Origin of the sequence: Pseudomonas sp. KB_12, from assembly GCF_052114545.1 — a bacterium.
Classification (GTDB): Bacteria; Pseudomonadota; Gammaproteobacteria; order Pseudomonadales; family Pseudomonadaceae; genus Aquipseudomonas; species Aquipseudomonas brassicacearum.
This window is the reverse complement of sequence record NZ_JBFREY010000006.1, coordinates 36,977-48,078: the sequence shown is the minus strand read 5'-3', so window position 1 is coordinate 48,078 and position 11,102 is coordinate 36,977. Positions and strand designations below refer to the sequence as shown.

Here is an 11,102-nt window from a genome sequence, read left to right as displayed (position 1 = left end):
CTCAACCCTTTAACGCACCGGCAGTGAGGCCGGAAACGATGCGGCGCTGGAAGATCAGCACCAGAATCACCAATGGGACCGTGACCAGCACCGACGCCGCCATCAACAAGCCCCAAGGCAATTCATGAGGGCTGCCGCCGGAAATCAGCGCGATGGCGACCGGGACCGTGCGTTGCGAGTCGGTCAGGGTGAAGGTCAGGGCAAACAGGAACTCGTTCCAGGCGGCGATGAAGGCCAAGAGCCCCGTGGTGACCAGTGCCGGCCAGAGCAGCGGCAACAGCACGCGGGTCAGCGTGACCCAGGGTGACGCACCGTCCATGATCGCGGCCTCTTCCAGCTCATGAGGCAGTTGCCCCATGAAGGTGGTCAGCACCCAGACGGTGAAGGGCAGGGTGAAAATCGTGTAGCTCAGGATCAACGCCCAGGATGTGTTGTACAGGCCCAGGGCACGGATCACTTCGAACAATCCCGACAGCACCGCGACTTGTGGAAACATCGAGACGCCCAGGACCATCATCAACACCACGCCGCGTCCGCGAAACTTCACGCGGCCCAGGGCATAGGCGGCGGTCAGGCTGAGGAACAACGCCAGCGCGACCACGCTCAGCGCGACCACCAGCGAGTTGCCGATGGCCCGCAGGAACGAGGCCTGGCTCAGCACGGCGGCATAGTTGGAGAAGTCGGGGTTGTCGATCCAGTAGCTCACCTGGAACAAGGCGCTGGACGGCTTCAGCGACGTGACGATGGCGTAGTAGAACGGGAAGACCGCATACAGCAGCAAGATCCCGATCAGGCACCAGAACCCGGCGCGCAGCAGGGCTTTTTTCAGTAGGCGCGGGCTCATGAGCGAACCTCCAGCTGACGGCGTCCGAGGTACAGGTAAGCCATGGCGATGACCGCCACGACCAGGAACAGCAAGGTCGAAGCGGCGCTGCCGTAACCGACGTCCTGGAATTCCACCAGGTGCTGGCGGGCATAGACCGACATGCTCATGGTGCTCGATGAGTTCGAGGTCAGCACATAGATGACGTCGAACACCCGCAAGGAATCGAGGATGCGAAAGATCGCCGCCACCAGCAATGCCGGCATCAGCAGCGGCAGGGTGACCCACCAGAACACTTTCACCGGGTGAATGCCATCGACCCTGGCGGCTTCGTAGCAGTCGCTGGGCAACATCTGCAAGGCCGCCAGCATCAGCAGCGTGACGAAAGGCACGGTCTTCCAGACGTCGACGACGATCACTGCCCACATCGACAGGTCCGCGTCGGCTGTCCAGGCCAGGGGCGCATCGATCAGGCCGAGGCCGAGCATCATGTGATTGATGATGCCGAACTGGTCGTTGAGCATCCATGACCAGATTTTCGCCGAGACGATGGTCGGGATTGCCCAGGGAATCAGGATCAACGCCCGCACCAGCGCGCGTCCGGTGAACTTGACGTTCAGCAGCAACGCCACCATCAGCCCCAGTACGATTTCCAATCCCACCGACACCACGGTGAAATGCAAGGTGTTGCGCACCGCATTCCACCACTGTGGATCGACGAGGATGCCCGACCAGCCAGCGCTGCTGTGAAACAGATAGTTGCTCAAGCCGACAAAGCTTGCATCGCCCGTGTCGGCCAGGCTGGCGTCGGTCAGGCTGAACCAGAATGTGCGCAGCAGCGGCCAGGCCGCCACCAGGGCCAGGCACAGCAGCATCGGGCTCAGGAACAGCCAGGCGGCGCGAACGCGACGGCGTTGTACCGGCGTTTCCCGAGTGAGCAGGTGCTCGTCGTCGCCGGGGGCGAGTGTAGTGGAGACAGACATGGTGATTTCCTTCCTTGTGGCTTACCAGTTCCTGCGTTTGATGCGCGTGAGTTCGCTTTCCAGTTCGGCCAGCGCCTGGTCGACCGGCCGTTCGTCCGCCAGCACGCCGTGCACTTGATCGAAGAACGCATTGGAGACCCGTGGATAGCGGTCGGCGGTGATTGAAGCAGGGCGCATGACCCCATCATTGAGGATGCTGCGCAGTTGGCTGTAGTACGGCATGGCCGCGAGCAACTCGGGATCCTGATACAGCGATTCGATCACCGGGTTGTAGGCACCCACCAGGGCGCGGTGTTTCTGCTGTTGGGCGCTGCTCAGGTAGCTCACCAGTTCTGCGGCGAGCTTGGGGTTGGCGCTGTAGCGCGACACCGCCAGGCCCCAGCCGCCGAGAGTGGACGCATGGGTGCCCGTCTCGCCGCCGCGGGGCAGGGGAGCGACGCCGACCTTGTCCTTCACGACGCTGTCCTGGCTTTGCACCAGGGCCCAGACATAAGGCCAGTTACGCATGAACAATGCATTGCCCGACTGGAAGACGCCGCGTCCTTCTTCCTCGGTGTAGTTGAGTACGCCACGCGGGGAGATGTCTCCCACCCAGCTTTTGGCCAGGGTCAATGCGGCCCTTGAGGCCTGGCTGTTGACCACGATGTCGCCTTGCGGATTGACCAGCCCGCCTTGCGGCTGGCTGCTGATCCACTCCAGTGCGTTACACGTCAGGCCTTCGTAGGCGCGCCCTTGGAATACATAACCCCAGGCATTGGCGTTCCCGGCATCGCGTTCGCCCTGCTGGACAGCCCTGGCAGTCGTGGTCATTTCTTCCCAGGTCTGGGGTACGGGCTTGTTGTACTTCTCGAGCAGGTCCTTGCGGTAATACAGCAGCCCCGAGTCGGTGAACCACGGCATGGTCACCAGGCGCCCGTTTACCGTGGCGTTGTCCACCTGGGCCTGGAAGTAACCCTGGGTCGCGTTGGCAGGAAGCACCTCGCGCAGGTCCATCAAGTGTTTGGCAAGCATCCCCGGCCACACCATGTCGATCTGGATGATGTCGATGTCGCTGGATTGCGCACTGAGGATCTGTTGGTAGAACGACAACCGTTCGGTTGCCGAGTTAGGTGTGGAAACCACTTCGACGCTGTTGCCGGTCTGCTTCGACCACGCCTCGACGGCCTCCTTGCACAGTTGCAATTCAGCACCCACGGCACCGCAGGAAATCGTCAGGCTGGCGGCTGTGGAGAGGGATGGAAACCCGACGCACAGGCCGAGCAGTGCTGCTGGAAGGATCGATTTGAGCTGTTTCATAAAGCCCTCTTTATTTTTGTTTTTAGAAAAGTTAACGTTAACATCGCCAAATGTAGCAGTGTATTTGCGATGAGGCATCCTTTTTTTCCTTTGGTTTGACAATTCGGAACCTGGGCGAAAAAGGTCGGTCGCGGCAGCAGAACAATAAAAACAAAACAGGGAAAATCCATATGCAGAAAGCATCAAGCTGGCTACTCGCAGGCGTACTCGGCGCCGCGGCGACCACTTCTCAGGCCGCGACTCTGGAAGAGCGCATGGCCGCGTTCGAGGCGCGTGCCAGCGCAGCGGAAAAACGCGCCGCCGCCGCCGAACAGCAAACCCAGGCACTCGCCAGGGAATTGCAGCAACTCAAACTCGCCACGCCCACCATGCAACCGGTGGCGTCCGCCGCTACGGTCCCCACGCTCGATGCTCGCTTGGCAAAACTCGAAGCCAGCCAGCAAAGCACAGAGAAGCAGGGCAGTGGCGCACATCTTACCGACGGCTTCAGCTTCAAGGGCTATGCCCGCTCCGGGTTGCTGATCAATGATGCGTTGGGCGGTGGTCGTGGCGGTCCGTACACCACTCCAGCCGGTTCTGTGGGGGGCGCTGTCGGTCGACTCGGCAACGAGGACGACACCTACATGCGTATCGACCTGTCGAAAGAGCAGTACGCGCAGAACGGCACCCACTCCAAGTTCACGGTGTCCATCGCCGATGGTGTGGAGAGCTCCAACGACTGGACCGCCGATGAAAGCAACCTGAACGTGCGCCAGGTGTTTACCGAACTCGATCACCTCGCGGCATTCAAAGGCAACTCGATGTTCGAAAACTCCACCCTGTGGGCCGGCAAGCGCTTCGACAGGGACAATTTCGACATCCACTGGCTGGACTCCGACGTTGTCTATCTGGCCGGCACCGGTGGCGGTATCTACGATATACAGATGAACAAGAACTGGCGCTCGAACTACTCCTTGATCGGTCGCAACTACGGGGATTTCAGTGAGGGCGGCGTCAATGCCGATGTGGAAAGCTATATCCTGACGTCCAACCAGTTTTTCGACGGTGGCCAGTGGCAGTGGATGTTCAACGCCATCGGCTCGAAGAAAAACGACTTTGCGACCCGTACCAATGAAGCGGGGCTGACGCCGGCCGATTCCGGCTTGCACAGCATGATCGCCAATCACCAGAAAAACTTCTTCGGCCGCGAAGGCTTCTTCAAGACGGCGCTGCTCTATGGGCAGGGGTTGGGGGCTGAGGTCAAGAACGTCGGCTCGGATGGCGAGCTGATTGACGACGCCCGCGCTGTGCGCCTGGCGCTGTACGGCGAAACGCCCCTGGCGTCCGACTGGCGCATTGGCCCGAGCCTGCTGGCTGAGCAAAGCAAGGACCGCTACGTCAAGGGCGACGATTACCGTTGGATGACCCTGAACGTGCGGTTGGCCAATGAAATCAACAGCAATTTCGAGATGGCCTACGAGATGAGCTGGCAAACCATGAAGCTGGACCCCAAGGGCTACCTGCAACGCAATGCGGTCGACGGCAACTTCTGGAAGTTCACGGTCGCCCCAACCTTCAAGCCCGACCTGGGCGATCTGCTCACGCGTCCTGAGCTACGCCTGTTCGCCAGCGTCATGAACTGGTCGTCGGACCTGGACCGGTATAGCACCACGGACTCCTTCGGCAAGACTGACTTCAACGCCGGCGGTGTCTGGCAGTACGGCATCCAGATGGAAACCTGGTTCTGATGCCGGCCAGTTGAAGCCTGAGATGGTGGGGTGTCAGTCGACATGGATTTTGTTGACCGGGTACATATCCGTTGCTGCGGTAACGGCTACTTAGGGGGCCGCCCTTACGGCGGCTCACTTTTTTTCAGACGCCAAGAAAAGTAAGCAAAAAAGACTTGCCCCACCACTCGGTGCCTCGCCTAGGCTCGGCATTCCTGAACGAAGGCATTGCTCCGTGGGCCGCCGCGAAGGGCCATCCATGGCCCAGCGCGGCTATCCCGGCATCCATGCCGGGATGCCCACTCCACAATGCCTGTGTTCGGCCATCGTGGTTAACGGGGCCTCCAGATCAAAAGCAAAAGCGAGGCGGCCTGACAGCCGACCTGGCTCTTTTCGGTCGTACACCCATCCGAGCTGTGGGAGCAAAGCTTGCTCGCGAGGCGGCCTGACAGCCGACCTATCTCTCCTGCCGTACCCCGCACACAATGGTCCTGCGCTGAATGCAAAGCTCATGAACACCCAAGCCCCCTGTGTCGAGGGAGCTTGCTCCCGCTCGGCTGCGAAGCAGTCGTGAACCGGCGGGTGCGGTGTGTCTGATGCTGCGCATTCGGCAGGTTTTGGGGCCGCTTCGCGGCCCAGCGGGAGCAAGCTCCCTCGCCACGGGGTTGTCGACGGCCATTACCGCGCATGCCAGCCCAACTGGCTTGAGATCTGTTGGGTGGCTTGCATCAGTTGCTTGACGTAGTCCTGCTTCAACTCTTCCCTGAAGCGAAAACAGGGAAATGAAACGCTCATCCCGCCGATCACATGGCCAAAACGGTCGCGGATCGGTGCGGCCAGGCAACGCATGTTGTCTTCGAACTCTTCATGGTCCTCGGCATAGCCTTGCTGGCGAACGGTCTCCAGTTCTTGCAGATACGCCTCGGCGCTGGTCAGGGTATTGGCCGTACGGCGCTCGAAACTTTCCAGCTCCAGGTGAGCGAGCAATTCGTCTTCTTCAAGCCAGGCCATCAGCACCTTGCCGATGCCAGTGCAGTACAACGGCGCCCGCCGGCCGATCCGCGAGTACATGCGCAGGTTGTACTTGGAGTCGATCTTGTGCACGTAGACGATGCTGCCTTCGTCGAGAATCCCCAGGTGGACGGTCTCGCCGGTCAGCTCGTTGATCCGTCGCATGCCCGGCTCCGCTTCCCGGACGATGTCCAGGTGGGGCAAGGCCTGGGCCCCCAGTTCAAACAGCCGGACGCTGAGGCGATAGCGATCCTCGGCGTCCTGCACCACATACCCACGTGCCTTGAGCGACTGCAAGAAGCGATAGACCGTCGCCTTGGACATGTCCAGCTTGTTGGCGATTTCCGAGACGCCGCTTTCTTCCGGATGCTCGGCCAGTGCCTCGAGCACGGCCATGGTCCGGCCCACCGCCGACACCAGATCGTTGTTTGGAATGACGCTGTTGTCCATGAAGGCTCCAACGTGAAAGTAAAACCCAAGGATATACGCAAGCAGAACAAAACGCTGTTTCATTTTTGCTTGACGAGGCGGCAAATCTGACTAGACTCGGGCCTTGAGATAAAAATGAAACGCCGTTTTAAAAACAAGAAAGGCGCGTTGATTATGGATGTAACGCTTAACCATGACCCAGAGACCCGCTTCGCCCGCCCGCTGAAGGTGGCGTTGGTGGGGGAATGCATGATCGAGATGCGCGGTGAACCGGGTGCCGCGATCATGCAGACCTTCGGTGGCGATACGCTCAACACCGCGGTCTACCTGGCCCGATTGAATTTGCGTGGCGCAGTGGCCGTGGACTACATGACGGCCGTGGGCAGCGATGCATTCAGCGTTGCCATGCGCCGGTCCTGGCTGGATGAAGGGATAGGTGATGCCCATGTCCGCGTGATCGAAGACGCGCTGCCGGGGTTGTATTTCATCCAGACCGATCCCCACGGCGAACGGCGTTTCCTCTACTGGCGCGGGGAAGCGGCGGCGCGGCGCATGTTCGAGGGCCCCGAGGCAGAGGCCATGCTTGATGCGCTGGCCGATTACGACTACGTCTACCTGAGCGGCATCAGCCTGGCGATCCTCACGCCAGAAGGGCGCCAACGCCTGATCCAGGCCTTGCTCCTGGCGCGCCGAGCCGGCACGCGCATCGTCTTCGACAACAACTACCGCCCCCACCTTTGGCCCGATCCTGAAACGGCCCGGCAGGCCTACCGCGACCTGTTGCAGCTGACCGACCTGGCCCTGGTCACCTGGGAAGATGACGCGGCCCTGTTCGGCTATCCCGACACGCAGGCCTTGTTCAATGCCTACGCCCAGGCGGGAATCCGCGAAGTGGCCCTCAAGCGCGGCGCCGCCAGCTGCTTGATCCAGTGCCCGACAGGGCGTTTCGAAGTGCCCGCGCAAACCGTTACCCATGTCATCGACACCACAGCTGCCGGTGATTCGTTCAACGCCGCCTACCTGGCCTGCCGCCTGCGCGGCGGCGATCCAGAGCAAGCCGCCCGCTGGGGCCATCGCCTGGCTGCCCAGGTCGTCCAATACCGGGGGGCGCTGATTCCCCTGGCGGCGATGCCGAACATGGGCACGTCCTCACTCCCTTCTGTTGCACAGGTCTGACTTTATGAAAATTGTTGAAGCGCGCGTCATCGTGACCTGTCCGGGTCGCAACCTGGTCACCTTGAAAATCGTCACCGATGAAGGCCTCTACGGCATTGGCGATGCGACGTTGAATGGCCGCGAACTGGCGGTGGTCGCGTATCTGGAGGAGCACGTGCTGCCTGCGCTGATCGGCCGCGACGCCCACCGCATCGAGGACATCTGGCAGTACCTGTATCGCGGTGCGTACTGGCGCCGGGGGCCGGTGACCATGACCGCCATTGCCGCCGTCGACGTGGCGCTCTGGGATATCAAGGCCAAGGCCGCGAACATGCCGTTGTACCAGTTGCTCGGTGGCAAGAGCCGCGAGCGGGTGATGGTCTATGGGCACGCCACCGGCAAGGACATCGAAGGGTGCCTGGACGAAGTCGCCCGTCACGTCGAGCTGGGCTATAAAGCCGTGCGTGTGCAATGCGGTGTGCCCGGCATTGCCACCACCTACGGCGTCGCCAAGCGCAGTGGCGAGCGCTACGAGCCGGCCGACAGCGACCTGCCCGCCGAACACGTCTGGGACACCGCCAAATACCTCAACTACGTCCCCAAGCTATTCGCCGCCGTGCGCGAACGCTTTGGCGACGACCTGCATATCCTCCACGACGTGCACCATCGCCTGACGCCTATCGAAGCCGGGCGTCTGGGCAAGGCCGTGGAGCCGTACAACCTGTTCTGGCTGGAAGACTGCACGCCGGCCGAAAACCAGCAGAGCTTTCGCCTGATTCGCCAGCACACCACCACACCGTTGGCCGTTGGCGAGGTGTTCAACTCCATCCATGACTGCCGCGAGTTGATCCAGGAACAATTGATCGACTACATCCGCACGACGCTGGTGCATGCCGGCGGCATTACCCACGTGCGGCGTATTGCCGATTTCGCCGCGCTGTTCCAGGTGCGGACCGGCTTTCACGGCGCCACCGACCTGTCGCCGGTGTGCATGGGCGCGGCCCTGCATTTCGATACCTGGGTACCCAACTTCGGCATTCAGGAACACATGCCTCACGAAGACCGCATCGATGAAGTCTTTCCCCACGCCTATCGCTTCGAGGATGGCCACTTCACGCCGGGCGAAACACCGGGGCATGGCGTCGACATCGATGAAGACCTTGCCCGCCAATACCCCTACAAGCGCGCCAGCCTGCCGGTCAACCGTCTTGAAGACGGCACGCTGTGGCATTGGTGAAACGGTTTTAACCCTTTGAGCAAACGGGGCGAATGTCCCGTCAGGAGTGACCCGATGAAAGCGTTCCAGGTAAGAGCACCCTTCGAGTTCGGGCTGGCCCAGGTCGACCGACCGCAGATCGCCCATGGCGAGGTCCAGGTCGATGTGGCTTACGCCGGCATCTGTGGCTCGGACATGCACATCATTCATGGGCAGAACGCATTCGTGCGTTTCCCCCGTGTCACCGGCCATGAGTTCTCCGGGGTAGTCCGGCAAGTCGGCGAGGGCGTCGACCACCTGCAAGTGGGTGACCGGGTGTGCGTCGATCCGGTGATCAGTTGCGGCACCTGTTACCCCTGTCGGATTGGCCGACCGAATGTCTGCACCCGACTGCAAGTGATCGGCGTGCATCGCGACGGCGGCTTCAGCGAGCAGGTTTGCGTACCGGCCGAGAACGCCCACCGCTTGCCCGATTCGATGTCCCTCAGCCACGGCGCCCTGGTTGAGCCATATTCCATTGCCCTGAACGTGCTCGATCGCATGCAGCCCCATCCGGGCGACAGCGTGTTGATCTACGGTGCCGGGGTGATCGGCCTGACCCTGGTGCAGATGGCCCGGGCGCTGGGATTGACCGACATCACCGTGACCGATGTCATCGACAGCCGCCTGGAGACGGCGCGGGCCCTGGGTGCCAGCCGAACCCTCAACGGCCAGCAAGTCGACGTCGAGGCCACGATGCGTGAATTAACCCAGGGTGAAGGCGTGCCGCTGATTGTCGACGCTGCCTGCATCCCGGCCTTGATGCCGCAGATGGTGCGCCTGGCTTCGCCGGCCGGGCGCATCGGGTTGCTGGGCTTCAATGCCACGCCCAGTGATCTGGTGCAGTTGGAAATGATCAAGAAGGAACTCACGTTGGTGGGCTCGCGGCTCAATAACCGCAAGTTCCCGCGGGTGATCGAACTGATCGCCAATGGCAAGTTGCAGGTCCAGGACCTGATCAGCCATCGCGTCAGCTTCGACGAAATGCCCGGCGCCATCGACCTGATCGAAAAACATCCCGAGCAAACCCGAAAAGTGCTGGTGGAACTGACGAACGCCCATCCCTGAGCCGTCTGTACCCCCGGTTTCATCGTGCCTGTCATGGGCACCCTCACCGAATAAACACAACAAGCGGGAGGTTCCACCATGTTTGGTCAAGGACGTAGCTTAATCATCATCATGCTGTTCCTGGCCGGGGTCATCAATTACCTCGACCGCTCGGCATTGTCTGTGGCGGCGCCTTTCATCCAGAAGGACTACGGTCTGAGTACGGGTGAGATGGGCATGATCTTCAGTAGTTTTTTCGTCGGTTATGCTGCTTTCAACTTCATCGGCGGCTGGGCTGCCGACCGTTACGGCGCCAAGACCACGTTGCTGTTGGCGATGGTGCTGTGGTCGCTGTTCAGCGGTCTCACCGTGTTGACGGTGGGCTTCGCTTCGCTGGTGCTCATTCGCATCCTGTTCGGCATGGGTGAAGGACCGCTGAGTGTCACCACCAGCAAGATGGTGAACAACTGGTACACCCCCAAGCGCCGGGCGCGGGCGATTGGTACGTCGATGTCCGGCACGCCGCTGGGTGGGGCGATTTCCGGGCCGGTGGTGGGCTTTATCGCCGTCACCTACGGCTGGAAGATGTCGTTCATCATCATCATGGTAATCGGTCTGGTCTGGGCCGCGGTATGGTTCAAATTCGTCAAGGAAAGGCCAGAAGGCGAGGGCGCCGAGGAGATTCTGCGGGCCGAGGGGCAAAGCGAGTTGGCGGCACAACCGGTATTCCCACTGCGCTTCTATCTCAAGCAGCCAACGGTGCTGTTCACCTCCCTGGCGTTCTTTTCCTATAACTACACCTTGTTCTTCTTCCTGACCTGGTTCCCCAGCTACCTGACCATGGCCCACGGCCTGAACGTCAAGGACATGAGCATCGCCACGGTCATTCCCTGGGTGCTGGGTTTCCTCGGCCTGGCTTTGGGCGGTTTCATCTCCGACTTTGTGTTCAAGAAAACCGGAAAGATGATGTTCTCCCGCAAAGTGGTGCTGGTGACCTGCCTGCTGGCCTGCGCCGTTTGCATCGCCTGTGCGGGGATGGTCAAGACCCTGTATCCGGCGGTCATCCTCGTCGCTTTGGCGGTGTTCTTCCTATACCTCACCGGCGCCATCTACTGGGCGATCATCCAGGACACCGTCCCGGCGGCGCGGGTGGGCGGCGTCAGCGGTTTCATGCACTTTTTGGCGAACACCTCGGGCATTGTCGGCCCGACCCTGACGGGTTTCCTGGTGCAGTTCACCGGCTCGTTCACCAGTGCATTCCTGCTGGCGGGGCTGCTGACCGTGATCGGTGCCGTGTGTGTGGCGCGCTACGTGAAACCGCTGTCGGTGGCCGATACCGGCAAGGCGGCGGAACAAAACCCGCAACCCGCTTCGGCCCTGGGCCATCCCTGAACAGA

Annotated in this window: 9 protein-coding genes; 5 read left to right on the top strand and 4 right to left on the bottom strand. The window is 61.2% G+C overall.

What is annotated here, in order from left to right; all coding sequences use genetic code 11:
- Position 1 precedes the first annotated feature (1 nt).
- The 3 genes from AB4Z20_RS04950 to AB4Z20_RS04940 are packed head-to-tail and all read right to left on the bottom strand — an operon-like array spanning position 2 to position 3,102.
- Positions 2–844, bottom strand: a complete 843-nt coding sequence (locus tag AB4Z20_RS04950) for a carbohydrate ABC transporter permease (RefSeq protein WP_038858890.1) — start codon at positions 842–844, stop codon at positions 2–4.
- Positions 841–1,806: a carbohydrate ABC transporter permease gene (locus AB4Z20_RS04945; protein WP_253473828.1), complete on the bottom strand. Its 966-nt coding sequence runs from the start codon at positions 1,804–1,806 to the stop codon at positions 841–843. Before AB4Z20_RS04945 ends, AB4Z20_RS04950 begins: the two co-directional genes overlap by 4 nt.
- Positions 1,807–1,827: 21 nt before the next feature.
- Positions 1,828–3,102, bottom strand: coding sequence for an ABC transporter substrate-binding protein (locus AB4Z20_RS04940; RefSeq protein ID WP_214509315.1), 1,275 nt, complete (start codon positions 3,100–3,102; stop codon positions 1,828–1,830).
- A gap of 170 nt (positions 3,103–3,272) precedes the next feature.
- Here AB4Z20_RS04940 and AB4Z20_RS04935 point away from each other — a divergent pair, with 170 nt between their 5' ends.
- Positions 3,273–4,829, top strand: coding sequence for a carbohydrate porin (locus AB4Z20_RS04935; RefSeq protein ID WP_253473831.1), 1,557 nt, complete (start codon positions 3,273–3,275; stop codon positions 4,827–4,829).
- 657 nt (positions 4,830–5,486) lie between these two features.
- Here AB4Z20_RS04935 and kdgR read toward each other — a convergent pair.
- A complete protein-coding gene (gene kdgR, locus AB4Z20_RS04930) occupies positions 5,487–6,269 on the bottom strand; it encodes a DNA-binding transcriptional regulator KdgR (RefSeq protein ID WP_253473834.1) in 783 nt (260 codons plus the stop codon).
- Positions 6,270–6,422: 153 nt separating this feature from the next.
- Here kdgR and AB4Z20_RS04925 point away from each other — a divergent pair, with 153 nt between their 5' ends.
- The 4 genes from AB4Z20_RS04925 to AB4Z20_RS04910 all read left to right on the top strand — a co-directional run bounded on the left by AB4Z20_RS04925 (position 6,423) and on the right by AB4Z20_RS04910 (position 11,097).
- Complete coding sequence (locus tag AB4Z20_RS04925) at positions 6,423–7,424, top strand: sugar kinase (protein ID WP_442089570.1); 1,002 nt, start codon at positions 6,423–6,425, stop codon at positions 7,422–7,424.
- A 4-nt stretch (positions 7,425–7,428) separates the two neighbouring features.
- On the top strand, positions 7,429–8,640 hold the full coding sequence (gene manD / locus AB4Z20_RS04920) for a D-mannonate dehydratase ManD (protein WP_060742694.1): 1,212 nt from the start codon (positions 7,429–7,431) through the stop codon (positions 8,638–8,640).
- Positions 8,641–8,694: 54 nt separating this feature from the next.
- Entirely contained in the window at positions 8,695–9,726 is a 1,032-nt protein-coding gene (locus tag AB4Z20_RS04915) for a Zn-dependent oxidoreductase (RefSeq protein WP_320390311.1), read from the top strand.
- A 78-nt stretch (positions 9,727–9,804) separates the two neighbouring features.
- Positions 9,805–11,097, top strand: coding sequence for an MFS transporter (locus AB4Z20_RS04910; RefSeq protein WP_253473838.1), 1,293 nt, complete (start codon positions 9,805–9,807; stop codon positions 11,095–11,097).
- The last annotated feature ends 5 nt before the right edge of the window (positions 11,098–11,102 follow it).

Excerpts from the sequence above, each read along its gene's own strand:
- AB4Z20_RS04950 (WP_038858890.1), bottom strand. The coding sequence starts at position 844 with ATGAGCCCGCGCCTACTGAAAAAAGCCCTGCTGCGCGCCGGGTTCTGG.
- AB4Z20_RS04945 (WP_253473828.1), bottom strand. The coding sequence starts at position 1,806 with ATGTCTGTCTCCACTACACTCGCCCCCGGCGACGACGAGCACCTGCTC.
- AB4Z20_RS04940 (WP_214509315.1), bottom strand. The coding sequence starts at position 3,102 with ATGAAACAGCTCAAATCGATCCTTCCAGCAGCACTGCTCGGCCTGTGC.
- AB4Z20_RS04935 (WP_253473831.1), top strand. The coding sequence starts at position 3,273 with ATGCAGAAAGCATCAAGCTGGCTACTCGCAGGCGTACTCGGCGCCGCG.
- kdgR (WP_253473834.1), bottom strand. The coding sequence starts at position 6,269 with ATGGACAACAGCGTCATTCCAAACAACGATCTGGTGTCGGCGGTGGGC.
- AB4Z20_RS04925 (WP_442089570.1), top strand. The coding sequence starts at position 6,423 with ATGGATGTAACGCTTAACCATGACCCAGAGACCCGCTTCGCCCGCCCG.
- manD (WP_060742694.1), top strand. The coding sequence starts at position 7,429 with ATGAAAATTGTTGAAGCGCGCGTCATCGTGACCTGTCCGGGTCGCAAC.
- AB4Z20_RS04915 (WP_320390311.1), top strand. The coding sequence starts at position 8,695 with ATGAAAGCGTTCCAGGTAAGAGCACCCTTCGAGTTCGGGCTGGCCCAG.
- AB4Z20_RS04910 (WP_253473838.1), top strand. The coding sequence starts at position 9,805 with ATGTTTGGTCAAGGACGTAGCTTAATCATCATCATGCTGTTCCTGGCC.